11 protein-coding genes and 1 tRNA gene are annotated in these 14720 nt (G+C 70.7%); 6 read left to right on the forward strand and 6 right to left on the reverse strand.

The features are described 5' to 3' along the window. Positions 1-138: 138 nt before the first annotated feature. Positions 139-1446 carry an ISL3 family transposase gene (locus ACFE60_RS07630; protein WP_375388275.1) on the reverse strand — a complete coding sequence of 436 codons (1308 nt, stop codon included), beginning with the start codon at positions 1444-1446 and terminating at the stop codon, positions 139-141. 98 nt (positions 1447-1544) lie between these two features. Continuing rightward, the gene (locus ACFE60_RS07635) at positions 1545-1745 is read right to left on the reverse strand and encodes a hypothetical protein (protein WP_375388255.1); all 201 of its coding nucleotides are present in this window, start codon (positions 1743-1745) and stop codon (positions 1545-1547) included. A 496-nt stretch (positions 1746-2241) separates the two neighbouring features. On the opposite strand from ACFE60_RS07635, the gene ACFE60_RS07640 reads away from it, so the two are divergent. Then, positions 2242-2322, forward strand: a tRNA-Met gene (locus ACFE60_RS07640). A gap of 172 nt (positions 2323-2494) precedes the next feature. Here the strand turns inward: ACFE60_RS07640 and ACFE60_RS07645 are convergent. Further along, a complete protein-coding gene (locus tag ACFE60_RS07645; protein WP_375388256.1) occupies positions 2495-2986 on the reverse strand; it encodes a GNAT family N-acetyltransferase in 492 nt (163 codons plus the stop codon). Positions 2987-3138: 152 nt separating this feature from the next. On the opposite strand from ACFE60_RS07645, the gene ACFE60_RS07650 reads away from it, so the two are divergent. Then, positions 3139-4143: an NADP-dependent oxidoreductase gene (locus ACFE60_RS07650; RefSeq protein WP_375388257.1), complete on the forward strand. Its 1005-nt coding sequence runs from the start codon at positions 3139-3141 to the stop codon at positions 4141-4143. An 18-nt stretch (positions 4144-4161) separates the two neighbouring features. On the opposite strand, the gene ACFE60_RS07655 is transcribed toward ACFE60_RS07650, so the two are convergent. After that, positions 4162-5100 carry an ROK family protein gene (locus ACFE60_RS07655; RefSeq protein WP_375388258.1) on the reverse strand — a complete coding sequence of 313 codons (939 nt, stop codon included), beginning with the start codon at positions 5098-5100 and terminating at the stop codon, positions 4162-4164. A gap of 186 nt (positions 5101-5286) precedes the next feature. On the opposite strand from ACFE60_RS07655, the gene ACFE60_RS07660 reads away from it, so the two are divergent. Next, positions 5287-6321 carry a LacI family DNA-binding transcriptional regulator gene (locus ACFE60_RS07660; RefSeq protein WP_375388259.1) on the forward strand — a complete coding sequence of 345 codons (1035 nt, stop codon included), beginning with the start codon at positions 5287-5289 and terminating at the stop codon, positions 6319-6321. 6 nt (positions 6322-6327) lie between these two features. Here the strand turns inward: ACFE60_RS07660 and ACFE60_RS07665 are convergent, their stop codons facing one another. Then, positions 6328-7296 (reverse strand): acetylxylan esterase, encoded by a 969-nt coding sequence (locus tag ACFE60_RS07665; RefSeq protein WP_375388260.1) that lies wholly within the window; start codon positions 7294-7296, stop codon positions 6328-6330. A 10-nt stretch (positions 7297-7306) separates the two neighbouring features. Next, complete coding sequence (locus tag ACFE60_RS07670; protein ID WP_375388261.1) at positions 7307-9082, reverse strand: ABC transporter ATP-binding protein; 1776 nt, start codon at positions 9080-9082, stop codon at positions 7307-7309. 231 nt (positions 9083-9313) lie between these two features. Between ACFE60_RS07670 and ACFE60_RS07675 the strand changes: the two genes are divergently transcribed. The 3 genes from ACFE60_RS07675 (at position 9314) to ACFE60_RS07685 (ending at position 12595) form a co-directional block, all read left to right on the forward strand. Next, positions 9314-10630 carry an ABC transporter substrate-binding protein gene (locus ACFE60_RS07675; RefSeq protein ID WP_375388262.1) on the forward strand — a complete coding sequence of 439 codons (1317 nt, stop codon included), beginning with the start codon at positions 9314-9316 and terminating at the stop codon, positions 10628-10630. An 82-nt stretch (positions 10631-10712) separates the two neighbouring features. Next, entirely contained in the window at positions 10713-11687 is a 975-nt protein-coding gene (locus ACFE60_RS07680; RefSeq protein ID WP_375388263.1) for a carbohydrate ABC transporter permease, read from the forward strand. A gap of 23 nt (positions 11688-11710) precedes the next feature. Beyond that, positions 11711-12595: a carbohydrate ABC transporter permease gene (locus tag ACFE60_RS07685; protein WP_375388264.1), complete on the forward strand. Its 885-nt coding sequence runs from the start codon at positions 11711-11713 to the stop codon at positions 12593-12595. The last annotated feature ends 2125 nt before the right edge of the window (positions 12596-14720 follow it).

Here is a 14720-nt window from a genome sequence, read left to right on the forward strand (position 1 = left end):
CCCCGGGGCTGATACACGACGACCTCCGCCTCCTCCCCCCTGGCGGGGGTCGTCATTTTTTGTGGACCTGTGTCCAGCCCACCGTCTTTTTGCCCACGTCAGTTCCTATGTTGCCGGGCGCCTCGGTAAATCGGCTCTTCATGATTGACGGTGTAGTTGGGGTGTGAATCCGCCGGTTTCCAGGAGGGATCTGGCGACGTAGTTGGCGAGGTTGCGGAAGCCCAGTGCGGATCCGTCGAGGTGTTCGAGGCGGCCGTTGATCGCTTCGGTCGGCCCGTTGGAGGTGTGTGGCCGGTCGAAGTAGGCGATCACGTCTGCGGCTCGCTGCTTCAGGGTGCGGCCGAGGCGGAGCAGCTCGACCAGGGCTGACGGGACGCCGGCGCTGATGGCGTCGATCAGGGCGGTCATCGCGGTCCGGCCTCGGTGCCGGTCGTGGTCCCGGTAGGCGGCGATCATCCGCTGGTAGATGCCCCAGGTCGCCTGAACCTCGACATGCTCCGGGGTCGCGAACAGCGCCGTCAGCCGGGCTCGTTGCTTCTCGGTGAGCAGGTCGTCGCCGGTGTTCAACGTCCTCCTCGCCGCGTGGAGCGGGTCACCTGCTCGGCCGCGGTGGCCGTGCAGGTGCTGCTGGACGCGACGGCGGCAGCGGTCGAGCGCGTCGGCAGCGAGGCGGACGACATGGAAGGGGTCCATCACCGCGGTCGCTGCCGGGATCTCCTCGGCAGCGGCGGTCTTGAACCCCGAGAACCCGTCCATCGCGACGACCTCGACCCTCGCCCGCCAGTCTTCAGGGCGGCCAGCCAACCATTCCTTGAACACGGCCTTCGAGCGGCCCTCGACCATGTCCAGCAGCCGGGCGGGCCCGGTCCGGTTCTTCACCGGGGTGAGGTCGATGATCACCGTGACGTACTTGTCGCCGCGGCGCGTGTGCCGCCAGACGTGCTCATCGACACCGAGCACGGTGACGCCGTCGAACCGGGCCGGATCGTCGATCAGCACCCGGCGGCCCTCCGCGATGACGGCGTCGTTGGCGGTGTGCCAGGCGACGTCGAGCGCGTCCGCGACCCTGGCCACGGTCAGCTTCTGGACCAGCAACGCCTCCAACGACCACCGCAACGCGGTCTTGGTGAGCTTCGCTCGGGGAGCCGCGGCGTCGCCGGTGTCTTGCCGCCAGACATACCCGCAACCCGTGCAGGCGTACCTGCGGAGGACCACGTGCAGAGTCGTCGGCCGCCAACCGAGCGGAGCATGCGCGAGCTTGCGGACGACGCTGTCACGCGGGACACCCTGACAGCCGCAACGCCGGCACCAGTCGTCGTCCGCGACGACCCGACATGCGATGACAGCGCGGTCGGCCTCGAGCCGCTGCCCGACCGCGCGGAGCCCGAGCCCATCGAGGCCGGCGAATGAGGACAGGTCAGAGGCAGCGAAGGTAGCGTCAAGCACGTCGAGGTCTTCCGGTTGGGCGGCGTAGGAACCTCCATCCTCAGGGAGACCTCGACCCACCTCCCGCCCACAGACGCCTCAGCGCGGAGCCATCCGAACTACACCCTCAACTGCGAAGAGCCCGATATCCCGCCCTTCTTGTCCCGTTCGGTCACGGTGCTGTAGTACGAGCCTGGTCCAGCAGCGTCGTCCGACTTCAAGTCGTCGTCGCGGGAGAAGAAGCGGATGCTTGGTGGATGTAGTAGCAGCCACTCGTTGAGGCTCTCGCGCGCCTTCGAAAGTTCCTCCCACTGCTCCACGTCCCCAGTCTGTCGCAGGACGAGCGTCCCGTCACTTGTGCTGCGCGCCGGAGGCGTCCACTCCATCCAGCAGGGGGATTCCCCACGCCAGGTGCGCATCGATGACCTTGGCTCGTGCGCGCTCGAGCAAGGGTCTTCGACGGGTCCGCTGCGCTGATCGCCTCTTCGTCCTCGGTCGTTGGCGTGGTCACGGGTTGGGCAAAAAGTTGCGCCCAGAACGTGATCGAGGTCCGCTCAAGGTGATTGGAGAAGCCCGGAATGACGGGGATGCGGGCCGCGCTCAGCGCGCGCTCGGGCGGAGGGCGTGGGATTCGAATATTCGCGTCGACGCTTGGACGCCGGTCGCCGGTCGCCGGACAGCGGCTTCTCGTGCTGTCCAAGCCGCGCTCTGCGCTGCTCGCCGTGGCCACATTTTGGCCACATCTCGAAAAAAGCGTCGTGATCGGGGCCGGTCTCCGTCGGTCTCGATGCCCGTACTTCCGAGGCTCTGTGATCGGCGGACAGCGCCGTGAGGTCCTGTGTCGAGCACACGGCTCATAATCGTGGTGTCGCGGGTTCAAGTCCCGCCCCCGCTCCATCAGGCCCGGATCTCCTCAGGGAGTCCGGGCCTTCGCCGCGGGGAGCGATCCGCTCCCGTTCGCCGGAGCGACCGGCCTGGAAGCCGTCCTCGCGGTAGAAGGCCGCTGCCAGGTCGGCGAGCACGTCGAGGTCGTGGTGCGTGGCGGCTCGGCACCGTCGCGCGGCGGCGATCATCGGCCGGAGCCCGCTTCGGGAGCGACCAGCCGCTTCGTGAGCACGACGAGATCGTCGCCGTCGGCCCAGTAGTCGCGGATGCGCGCCTCCTCGTCGTAGCCGCGCGCGGCGTAGAACGAGCGCGCCCCTGCGTACTGCGGGCCGGCGGACGTCTCGACGACCAGCAGCCGCTGCCCGCGCGCCGCGAGCTCCTGCTCGATCGCGCCGGTGAGTGCGGTGCCGTCGCCGGAGCGCTGCTCGCCCGGCCGGACGCCGAGCATCGTCAGCTCCCACACCCGATCGGCCGCCGGCCGAATCGCCGCGTACGCGACCGCGGCCAGGCGACCGGCGCGCTCGACCACGAGGCAGCGGTGGTCGTCGCCCGCGTCTGCGAGACCGGCCCGCAGCAGGTCGTCGACGACGGCGGACTCCTCCGGCGGGAACATGCCGGCGTCGACCACGAGCGCGACGATCTCCTCGCGATCGGCGTCCGTGGCGGACCTGATCATGCGAGCCCCTTCCCTCGACCACAGCGCCATGACGCCACCATCGTCGACCAGGTCGGGCCCGCCAGTCGAGAGGCCGCCACCCCGTGCCCCCGTCGGCTCGGAGGTCGCTCACGAAGCCCGCGCGGCTGCGACCGCCGTCCTAGGTTCGCGAGATGCGCACCAGGTCGATGTTCGCGGCGATGTTCGACGACTACGGGCCCGCCTCCGTGCTGCGGTTCGAGGAGTCCGCGCGCCCCGAGCCCTCGCCCTCGCAGGTCCTGGTGCAGGTCGTCGCCTCGGGCGTCAGCCACATGGACGGCTACGTGCGGGAGGGCCGGTTCCGCGACGAGATCCCGCTGCAGCTGCCCGCGCGGCAGGGCGTGAGCTTCGCCGGCATCGTGCGCGCGGTGGGCCGGGACGTGCGGTCGGTCAAGGTCGGCGCCGAGGTGCTGGGCCACGACCCCGCGCACGGCGCCCACGCGACCCACATCGTCGTGGACGCGGACGCGGTCGTCCGCAAGCCGGATCGGGTGCCGTGGGAGGTCGCCGGCGCCCTGCACCTCGTCGGGCTGACCGCGTACGCGCTGGTGCAGGAGCTGCGGCTCGGGCCGGACGACGTCGTGGTGGTGTCCGCGGCGGCGGGCGGGGTGGGCCACATCGAGTGCCAGCTGGCCCGGCTCGCCGGGGCCCGGGTCATCGGGATCGCCGGCCGGGAGAACCACGACTACCTCCGGTCGATCGGGACCCGGCCCGTCGCCTACGACGGGGACCTCGCGGAGGCGATCGGGGTCGCGGCGGAGGGGCGTTCGGTCACTGCGCTGCTCGACAACTTCGGCGGATACGAGGACCTGGGAGCGCGGCTGGGCGTGACGAAGGACCGGATCCGGACGAGCGACCGGCGGCGGGAGGTCGAGATCGACCACTGGACGGCAGGCGCGGACCGCGCTGCGAGCATCCGGCTCGCCGACGTGGCCGAGCTGGTCTCGGAGTGGAACCTGCGGGTCCTCGTCTCCGGCTACTACCCGTTCCCGAACCTCGTCAGCGCGGTCGAGGAGCTGGAGGCGCGCCACAGCCGCGGGGTCGTCGTGGTGGGCATGAACCCCAGCGCCCCGCCGAAGGAGTACCTCCGCCAGCGGCTGCGCGCCCGGTACGAGGCGAGCACCGCGGCGACCGCCTGACCGCCGCCGGATCGGCGGTCAGAGCACCGGGTCGGCGAGGCGCCCGGACGGCTCGGCCGGCGCACCCTCCAGCAGCGCCTGCGCGGCGGCGACCGCGCCGAGCACGCCGGACAGCTCGCCGAGGCCCGGCTCGACCATGAACTCGAACGCGTCGCCGGGGATGGCGTGGCCGGCGTGGGGCCCGCCGGTGACCACGGGCAGCTGCCGTCGCGCCTCGTCCAGCAGGCCGGGAGCCTTCATCACGCCGCCGCCGAGCACCACGCGCTGCACGCCGGTGCTGTACGCGACCGCCGCGACCGTCTGCGCGATGTAGTACCCGAGGATCTCGAACGCCTGCTGCCGGATCCGGGGGTGGAGGGAGGAGGAGTCCGTCCCCCACCGCGCGGTGACCGAGGGCCCGGCGGTCAGCCCCTCGAGGCAGTCGCCGTGGAACGGGCAGCCGCCCACGTAGTCGTCGAGCGGGTGGCGCCGGACGAGCAGGTGCCCGAACTCCGGGAACCCGTTGCCGTGCAGCACGCGGCCGCCGATGACCACCCCGACCCCGACCCCGGTGCCGAACGTGGCGTAGGCGACCGAGGAGACGTCGCGGCCAGCACCCCAGCGCTGCTCGCCGAGCGCCGCCCCGCTCACGTCGCTGAGCAGCGCTGTGGGCTTCCGCGACGTGGCGCCGATGCGCTCGAGCAGCTTGGTGTTGGCCCAGCCGGGCTTCGGCGTCCCCGTGATCCAGCCGTACCGCGGCAGCGCCGTCTCGACGTTCACCGGGCCGAAGGTCGCGATGCCGACCGCGTCGATGCCGTGCCGTTCATCGGCCTCGACGAGGAACGCCTCGATGCGGGCCGTGGTCTCGCCCGGCGTCGTCGTAGGAAAACGTCGGGACTCGAGCAGGCCGCCCGGGTCCGCCGGATCCGCGACGCCGCACACGACCTTGGTCCCGCCGGTCTCGATGCCCGCGATCATGCAGCCTCCAGACCGTCCGACGCCGTCCACGTGCTGTGGTGGCAGCCATGCCGCCGGTGCCATGAGCGGCCCGGCGGCGATGGTCAGTGTCGCCATTTTGTCCCACGTTGTCAACACCGCTCCGCCTCCGCCTGCCCCGCGAATCGGCGATTCCGGCGGGGTCGTCGCCGCCCCTACGCTGAGCCCATGCCTGACCAGGACACCCACGGACCGCGACCCGTGCCGGGTCGGGCGACGGTGTCGGACGTCGCCCGGCTGGCCGGGGTGAGCATCAAGACCGCCTCCCGCGCCCTGAACGACCACCCGAGCGTCAAGAGCTCGACGCGGGCGCGCGTCGTGCAGGCCGCGAGCGCGCTGCGGTTCCGGCCGAACGCCATGGCCCGCGAGCTGCGGCAGGGCAGCCGCGCCTCCACGGTCGCGTTCGTGATCGGCGACATGACGAACCCCTTCTACTCGCAGGTCGCGGTGGGCGTCAGCGACGCGACCGCCGAGCGGGGGCTGACCCTGGTGATGGCGGCGTCCGGGGACCAGGAGGCGCGGGAGCGGCCGACCGTGGACAGCATGCTGGAGCGGCGCGTGCTCGCCCTGCTGCTGGTGCCGATCGCGGACGACCACTCGTACCTCGAGGGCGAGCGCCAGTTCGGCACGCCGATCGTCGCGGTCGACCGGCCGCTCTCGAACGCCGCGAGCGACTCGGTGATCTTCGACAACCGCGGAGGCGCCCGGTCGGGCGTGCTGGCGCTGGCGGACGCCGGCCACCGCCGCATCGGCTTCGTCGGCAGCTCGAGCCACCTGTTCACGCACCGCGAGCGGCTGTACGGCTACCACGACGCGCTCGTCATCCGCGGGCTGGACCAGGACCCGGCCCTGGTCCGGGAGGACGCCGCCTCCATCGACACGGCGGAGGCCGCCACGGCGCAGCTGCTCGACCGGGCCGAGCCGCCGGAGGCGATCTTCGCGGGGAACAACCGCGCGGCCTTCGGCGCGTTCCGCGCGATCCAGCGGGCCGGCAGCGCGACGGCCCTGGTGGGCTTCGACGACTTCGAGCTGGCGGAGACGCTCGGCGTCTCGGTCGTCTCGCACAGCCCGGCCGAGATGGGCCGCGTCGCCGCGACGCTGGCGCTGCGCCGCATCGACGCCCTCGACGGCGGGCTCGAGCAGATCGTGCTGCCCACGCAGCTGCAGCTGCGCGACTCCCACCGCGCCTTCCACCGGGTCTGACGGCGGTCAGCGCCCCGCTCGCTCGCGGAGGAAGGCGACGGTCTTCGCCTCCTGGAACTCCTCGCCGTTCTCGTGCCCGTTGTACGGGTACACCTCGATGCGCTTGTCGCCCGCGTAGTGGTTGTACGCGGCGTAGACGGTCGACGGCGGGCACACCTGGTCCATCAGGCCGACGGAGAAGAGCGCCGGGGCGCTCGCCCGGGCGGCGAAGTTGATGCCGTCGAAGTAGGACAGGGTGCGGAAGACGCGCTCCTCCGCCCCGCGGTGCACCCGCAGGTACTGCCCGATCTCGCCGTACGGGTGGGAGTCGACGAGGCCGACGGCTCGGCGGAACCCGCAGAGGAAGGGCACGTCGATGACGGCCCCGGCGAGCCCGTCGCTCAGCGCGGCCGCGGCGAGGGCGATCCCGCCGCCCTGGCTGCCGCCCTGCACGAGCACCCTGGCCGGGTCGGCGAGGGGGTGCTGCCTGGCGGCGTCGACGGCCAGCACGGCGTCGGTGAGCAGCCGGCGGTAGTAGTGCCCGGCCGGGTCGTCGATGCCGAGGGTCATCACGCCGCCGGACCCCGGGCCGGTGAACGGCCCGTCTGCCGTGTCGCCCGGCCGGTAGCGGCTGCCCTGCCCGCGGGTGTCCATCACCAGCTGGGCGAAACCGGCCGCGGGCAGCTGCGACCAGGACCCGACGAGCCCGCGGCCGCCGCCGTAGCCGATGTAGGAGACGACGACGGGCAGCGGCCCGGTGCGGTGCCGCGGAGCGACGAACCAGCCCTTGACCGGCTGGCCGTCGAAGCCGTCGAACTCCACGTCCTCGGTGACCAGCTCGGAGTAGCCGGCGTCGACCTCGACACGGCGCAGCCGGCCGGCTCGCGCGCGGGACCGCTCGATCGTCGCCGCCCAGAAGGCGTCGAAGTCCGCCGGCTCCTCCCGCTCGGGCAGGAACCGCTCGAGCTCGGGCAGGGGCAGGTCGTAGAACGCCATCGTGGTCTCCTCAGCCGGCTTGGATCGCGTGCAGGTTCGCATAGATCCCGTCCGCGGCGAGCAGCTCGTCGTGCGTCCCGGACTCGACGATCGATCCCGCGTCGAGCACGACGATGCGGTCGGCGGAGCGGATCGTCGAGAGGCGGTGGGCCACCACGAGGGTGGTGCGCCCCTGCCGCAGCCGGGCGAGCGCCTCCTGCACCAGCTGCTCCGACTCGCTGTCGAGCGCGCTGGTCGCCTCGTCCAGCAGCAGGATCCGCGGATCCCGGATCAGGGCGCGCGCGATGGAGATGCGCTGCCGCTGGCCGCCGGAGAGCCGCGCCCCGCGCTCCCCCAGCAGCGTGTCGAGGCCGTCCGGCAGGTCGCGCACGATCTCCCAGGCGTTCGCGTCGCGCAGCGCCGCGACGACCTGGGGGTCGTCCACGTGGTCCATGCCGTAGGTGACGTTGTCCCGGATGCTGCCGGTGAAGAGCACGGACTCCTGCGGCACCACGGAGACGGAGGACCGCACGCTGCGCAGGTCGAGGTCGTTCATGTCCGTGCCGTCGAGCAGGATCCGCCCGGACGTCGGACGGAGGAAGCCGAGCGCCAGGTTGAGCACGGTGGACTTGCCCGACCCGGACCTGCCGACGAACGCCACCGTCTCCCCGGGGCTGATGTCCAGGTCGAGGGCGGCGATCGCGAGGTCCTCCGCGTCCGGGTAGCGGAAGCCGACCCGCTCGAACCGCAGCCGCCCGGTGACCCGGCCGGCAGCGCGCTTGCCCTCGTTCCGCTCGACGTCGGGCTCCTCCAGGACCTCGGCGATCGACCGCAGCGACTCCCGGCCCTTCGACACGAGCGGCGCGAGGTTCAGCAGGTTGACGATCGAGTTGGTCAGCATCACGAAGTAGGTGCTGAGCAGCACCACCTGGCCGGGGCTGATCGCCAGCACGCCGGTGACCGAGAACAGCGCGGCGCCGATCAGGCAGGCGATCGACAGGAACTGGAAGGCGACCCAGGCGAGAGCGGTGAAGCGGCCGTTCAGCAGGTCGAGCGTGAAGCCCGAGTCGCGCACGGTCCGGGCGCTCGCGACCATCCGGCGGGTCGCCACCACCTCCAGCCCGTGCGCGCGCGTGATGGGCAGCAGCGAGGCCATCTCGCCGACCTGGGAGGAGAACCGCTCGACGTCCCGCCGGAAGCGCTCGTTGCGGGTCTCGGACCGGCGCCGCACGCCGCGCACCAGCGCGACCGAGACCGGCACGACGAGCAGGAAGAGCAGCAGGAAGCCCGGGACCTGCACGGCGATCACGACCAGCGCGCCGATGATCACGCCGAGCGCGCTGAGCAGCGGGTTGGCGCCCTGCTGCAGCATCAGCTCCACGTTCTCGACGTCGCGGACGACCTTCGTCTGCATGACGGAGGCGCTGGAGCGGTTGTGGAAGCCGATCGACAGCTCCTGCAGCCGGTGCGCCAGCCGGTTGCGCAGGGACACCCCGAGATCGCGCACGGTCGACATGAAGAGGCGGATGTACACCTGCGAGACGGGGTAGTTCAGCGCGACCAGCAGCAGCGCCGCGCCGCCCAGCAGCACGAGCCGCAGCGGGGCGCCGCCGTCGACCACGGTGTCGATCACCGCGGAGGTGATGACGGGCAGGACCCAGATCGGGCTGTCCTTGATCAGGTAGGCGACCACCGCGACGGCGAGCCGGCCACGCGCAGGCCGCAGCGAGGCGAGCAGGCCGGCGAACGGCCGGTCGGCCGAGATCGCGAGGCGGACGTCCCGGTGCTGCTCACTCGACTGACCCACGATGTCATCGTAGGCCGCCCCGCTGCCGCGATTCGGAGCCGCTTGGTTGCGGATGTGCCACGGAACAGCCTGAAGTCTGGGCGATCGGTGGGTGGAGCGTGGCTGAACGCGGAATGACAACGATGGTCAATTCGGCTTGACCCACCTCCGGGGCGCGTGTACCGTCCCCCGGGACGCAGCAGCCGCGACCGCGGCTTCCCTGTCGGTCAATGACGATCTAGAGGAGAGAGCATGAAGATGCGGCGCGTTCTGGCCGGCTTCGGAGCACTCGTCGTCGCGGCCGGACTCACCGCCTGCTCCGGCAGCGGCGGCGGTTCCGACTCGAGCGGCAGCGGGCTCGACGGCAAGGTCACCGGTTCGATCAAGGTGCTCACGCAGCGCACCGACCTGATCACCGACGGCACCATGAAGAAGTACGCGGCGGAGTTCACGAAGGCGTACCCGGGCACGAAGGTCACCTTCGAGGGCATCACCAACTACGAGCAGGACGTCACCACGCGCCTGTCCTCGGGCAACGTCGGCGACGTGCTCGCGCTGCCCACCACGGTGGCGCCGAACCAGTACGCCTCGTTCTTCGAGCCCCTCGGCAAGACGGCCGACCTCTCGAAGACGTACCGGTTCATGACCGGGAAGTCCTACAACGGCACCGCCTACGGCATCCCGACCTTCGGCAACACGATGGGCTTCGTCTACAACAAGGCCGTCTGGAAGGCCGCGGGCGTCACCGCCCTGCCGACCACCCCGGCCGAGTTAATCGCCGACCTGCAGCAGATCAAGGCGAAGACCTCGGCGGTCCCGTACTACACGAACTACAAGGACCAGTGGCCCCTGTCGCAGTGGAACGGCGACCCCAGCGTCACGGGAGACAAGAACGAGAACAACGCCATCAACACGTTGAAGGACCCGTGGACGGGGACCAACTCGTACCTGGGCATCTCGGACGGCCTGCTCTTCGACGCCGTGCACGACGGCCTGACGGAGAAGGACCCGACCACCACCGCGTGGGAGGGCTCCAAGACCCTGATCGCCACCGGCAAGGTCGGCACGATGTACCTCGGCTCCTGGGCGATCCAGCAGATGCGCGACGCGGCGACGACCGCCGGCAAGAGCCCGGACGACATCGGCTACATGCCGTTCCCGTACCAGGTGGGCGGCAAGTTCGTGGCGACGATCGCGCCGGACTACTTCAGCGCGATCAACAAGAAGTCGACCAACAAGGCGACGGCGATGGCCTGGATCAAGTGGTTCACGCTGAAGTCGGACTACGCCGACAAGTCGGGCGCCATCGGCTCCGCCGTCGACAGCAAGAACCCGTCGACGCTGGCCGACTTCACCACGGCCGGGGTCCAGTACCTCGAGCAGGACCCGGCGCCGAAGGGCAAGGAGAACCTGCAGGCGACCCTGATGAAGACGTCGCAGATCGACCTGACCGGCGGCATCTACCGCCAGAAGCTGGTGGACGTCGCTCGCGGCGCCGCGTCCGGCTCCAAGGCGTCGTTCTTCGACAACCTCAACAAGGAGTGGGCGGCCGCCCAGTCGGGCAGCTGACCCCGGACGGCCGGGCTGCGGACGGATCCGCAGCCCGGCCGTTCATCCTGTCCTCCTCACGCCGGCCCTCGAGGGAGCACCCATGTCCGAGATCTCCGGAGACGCCGCCACCGGCGTCAAGTTCGAGAAGGTCCTCAGCCCGACCGTGGCCCGGGTCCGCCGCCGCCGCGGCCTGCGCGGCCCGAACGGCGAGTTCCGCATCACCCCGCTGCTGTTCATGGCGGTCCCGCTGGTCCTGCTGATCACGCTGACCTACTACCCGGTCGCGAACATGATCTGGTACTCGTTCACCGACTGGGACGGCATCTCGCTCGAGAAGAACTTCATCGGGCTGAAGAACTACGTCTCCCTGTTCACCGACCCGCGGTACTTCCAGGTCTTCTTCGTGAGCCTGTACTACTTCGCCGCCTCGTTCGTGCAGATGGCGCTCGCCCTGTACTTCGCGACGATCCTCAGCTTCTCCACCCGCTTCAAGAACCTGTTCAAGGGCGTCATCTTCTTCCCGTACCTGCTGAACGGCGTCGCGATCGCGCTGATGTTCCTGTTCTTCTTCCGCCCGGGCGGAACGCTCGACGCGACGCTCGCGGGGCTCGGGTTCGGACCCGCGTCCAGCCACCCGCTGTGGCTCGGGAACCCCGACTGGGTCAACGTCTCGATCGCCGCGACGTCCGTGTGGCGCTACACCGGACTGAACTTCGTGCTGTTCCTCGGCGCGATCCAGTCGATCCCGGACGAGATCTACGAGGCCGCCGACCTGGACGGCGCGAACTCGTGGCACAAGTTCCGCTTCCTGATCGTGCCGGGCATCAAGCGCATCATCAGCCTGTCGTTCATCCTCGCGATCGCCGGATCGCTGTCGGTGTTCGAGCTGCCGTACATCATGACCGGCGGCGCGAACGGCAGCGCGACCTTCGTGATCACCACCGTGCAGCAGGCGTTCGTCTTCCAGCGCGTCGGGTTCGCCTCGGCCATGGCCGTGGTGCTGCTGATCATCGTGCTGCTCGTCACCGTCGTGCAGCGGCGCCTCGTCCCCGACGACGACGTCGCCCTCAACTGATCGCCGCGAGAAGGAGCACCGCCATGACCGCAGCCCTCGAACCCCTCCCGCAGCGCCGCCGCCGCTCCGCCGGCGTCCTCGCCGTCACCAGGACGGTGGCCGCGCTCGGCAAGTACGCCTCGCTGATCGCCTTCTCGCTGGTCCTGCTGCTGCCGCTGATCGTGATCGTGTTCGCCAGCTTCAAGTCGGCGCGCGAGTACGCGACGACGTCCCCGCTCACGCCGCCGCAGAACTGGCTGAACTTCTCGAACTTCGGCACCGCCTGGGTCGGCGGCGACATGCTCGTCGGCTTCGCGAACACCGCGCTGATCCTCAGCGTGTCGATCGTGATCACGATCCTGCTCGGCACGATGACGGCGTACGCGCTCGACCGGTTCGACTTCCGGTTCAAGAAGCTGGTCTTCGCGCTGTTCCTGGTCGCGACGCTGGTGCCCGCCGTGACGACGCAGGTCGCGACGTACCAGATCATCAACGGCCTCGGGCTCGTCGACACCTACCCGGGTGCGATCCTGCTGTTCTCCGGCACCGACATCGTGTCGGTGTACATCTTCATCCAGTTCATGCAGTCGATCCCGAAGAGCCTGGACGAGGCCGCGATGCTCGAGGGCGCGAGCCGCTGGGGCATCTACTGGCGCATCATCCTGCCGCTGCTGCAGCCCGCGATCGCGACGGTGATCATCATCAAGGGCATCGCGATCTACAACGAGTTCTACATCCCGCTGCTGTACCTGCCCTCGCCGGAGCACAACGTGATCTCGACGGCGCTGTTCAAGTTCATCGGCCCCTACAGCGCCTCCCAGCAGATCATCGCCGCCGGCGTGCTGATCGTCATCCTGCCGACGATCGCGGTCTTCCTGGGGCTGCAGCGCTTCATCTACAACGGCATCACCCGCGGCGCCACGAAGTAGCCCGGATCCGCGATGAGCCGGGAACGGCCGTTCCCGGCTCATCGCGCTGCCGCGCGCCTCCGCCGCACCCCGACCTCGAACGAAGGAGCACCACGTGACCGTCGACCCGACCACGAGCCGGACCCTGCACGACGGCTGGACGGTGGAGCCGGTGTACGGCCCCGTCCCGGTCGCCGTCCGCGACGCGGGGGCGGTGCCCGCGACCGTGCCCGGCACCGTGCACACCGACCTGCTGGCCGCCTCCCTGATCGCGGACCCGTACCTCGGCACCGGCGAGAGGCTGCAGGAGTGGATCGGCAGCACGTCGTGGCGCTACGCCACCACGTTCACGGCGCCGGCGAGCGACGCCGAGCGCGTCGACCTCGTGTTCGAGGGCCTCGACACGGTCGCGACCGTGCGGCTGAACGGCGAGGTCGTGCTCGAGAGCCGCAACCAGCACCGCGGCTTCCGGGTGCCCGTCGCCGAGCGGCTGCAGCCGGGCGAGAACCGGCTCGAGGTGCTGTTCTCCGCGCCCGTGCCGGAGGCGGACCGCGCCTCGCTCGAGCTCGAGTACCGCCCCCACGTGAACCACCACCCCTACAACGCGCTGCGGAAGATGGCCTGCAGCTACGGCTGGGACTGGGGGCTGGACACGGCGACGAGCGGCATCTGGCGTCCGGTCCGGCTGGAGACCTGGTCGGTCGCGCGCATCGCGGACTCCATCGTCTCCGCCACCGCCGAGGGGACGGACGGCGTGGTCGACGTGCGGGTCGTCGTCGAGGCGACCGGGACCGCCCCCCTCGTCGTGGCCGCGTCCGTCGGCGGCGCGGAGGCTCGCGCCGAGGTCGTCGACGGCGAGGCGCGGCTGCGGCTCACCGTGGCGGACGTCGAGCGGTGGTGGCCGCGGGGCCACGGCGAGCAGACCCGGTACGACCTCGCGGTGACGCTGACGACGGGCGACTCCGTGCTCGACGAGCGCGCGCACCGCATCGGCTTCCGCACCGTGCGCGCCGACACGACCCCCGACGACGCGGGCACCCCCTTCACCGTCGTGGTGAACGACCGGCCGGTCTACATCAAGGGCGTCAACTGGATCCCGGACGACGCGTTCCCCTCCCGCGTCGGCGAGGAGCGCTACCGGCAGCGCCTGACGCAGGCGGCGGACGCGAACGTGAACCTGATCCGCGTCTGGGGCGGCGGCATCTTCGAGAGCGACGACTTCTACGCCCTCGCCGACGAGCTGGGGCTGCTGGTCTGGCAGGACTTCCTGCTCGCCTGCGCGGCGTACGCGGAGGAGGAGCCGATGTTCTCGGAGATCTCCGCGGAGGCGCGCGAGAACGTCGTCCGGCTCGGCACGCACCCGTCGCTCGCGATCCTGAACGGCAACAACGAGAACGTGTGGGGCTTCGTCGAGTGGGGCTGGGAGACCCGGCTCGAGGGCCGCACCTGGGGCGCCGGCTACTACTACGACGTCTTCCCGAAGCTGGTGGCCGAGCTCGCTCCGCACGTGGTCTACACGCCGGGCAGCCCGTTCTCCCCCGACCGCTCCCTGCACCCGAACGACGAGCGGAACGGGACCATGCACCTCTGGGAGCAGTGGAACCGCCTCGACTACCCGACCTACCGCGACGTGCGGCCCCGCTTCGTGGCGGAGTTCGGCTGGCAGGGCCCGCCGACCTGGTCGACGCTCACCGAGGCGCTGCCCGACGAGCCGCTGACCCCCGAGTCGCCGTCGATGCTCGTGCACCAGAAGGCGATGGAGGGGAACGTCAAGCTGACCGACGGGCTCGTGCCGCACCTGCCGCTGCCGAACACGATGCCGGAGTGGCACTGGGCGATGAGCCTGAACCAGGCCGTCGCGGTCCGCACCGCGCTGGAGTGGTTCCGGTCCCTGCACCCGCACAACGCGGGCGCGATCGTCTGGCAGCTGAACGACTGCTGGCCGGTCGTGTCGTGGGCGGCCGTCGACGGCTACGGGCGGAAGAAGCCGCTGTGGTACGGGATGCGCAGCGCGTTCGCCGACCGGCTGGTGACCGTGCAGCCCGTCGACGGCGGCCTCGAGGTCGCGGTGGCGAACGACACGGACGCGGCCTGGACCGGCGCGCTCGCGCTGACCCGGCGCGGGTTCGACGGCGCGGTGCTCGCC

Origin of the sequence: uncultured Amnibacterium sp. (assembly GCF_964245895.1) — a bacterium.
Classification (GTDB): domain Bacteria; phylum Actinomycetota; class Actinomycetes; order Actinomycetales; family Microbacteriaceae; genus Amnibacterium.

Excerpts from the sequence above, each read along its gene's own strand:
- ACFE60_RS07645 (WP_375388256.1), bottom strand. The coding sequence starts at position 2,986 with ATGATCAGGTCCGCCACGGACGCCGATCGCGAGGAGATCGTCGCGCTC.
- ACFE60_RS07680 (WP_375388263.1), top strand. The coding sequence starts at position 10,713 with ATGTCCGAGATCTCCGGAGACGCCGCCACCGGCGTCAAGTTCGAGAAG.
- ACFE60_RS07685 (WP_375388264.1), top strand. The coding sequence starts at position 11,711 with ATGACCGCAGCCCTCGAACCCCTCCCGCAGCGCCGCCGCCGCTCCGCC.
- ACFE60_RS07655 (WP_375388258.1), bottom strand. The coding sequence starts at position 5,100 with ATGATCGCGGGCATCGAGACCGGCGGGACCAAGGTCGTGTGCGGCGTC.
- ACFE60_RS07660 (WP_375388259.1), top strand. The coding sequence starts at position 5,287 with ATGCCTGACCAGGACACCCACGGACCGCGACCCGTGCCGGGTCGGGCG.
- ACFE60_RS07650 (WP_375388257.1), top strand. The coding sequence starts at position 3,139 with ATGCGCACCAGGTCGATGTTCGCGGCGATGTTCGACGACTACGGGCCC.
- ACFE60_RS07665 (WP_375388260.1), bottom strand. The coding sequence starts at position 7,296 with ATGGCGTTCTACGACCTGCCCCTGCCCGAGCTCGAGCGGTTCCTGCCC.
- ACFE60_RS07675 (WP_375388262.1), top strand. The coding sequence starts at position 9,314 with ATGAAGATGCGGCGCGTTCTGGCCGGCTTCGGAGCACTCGTCGTCGCG.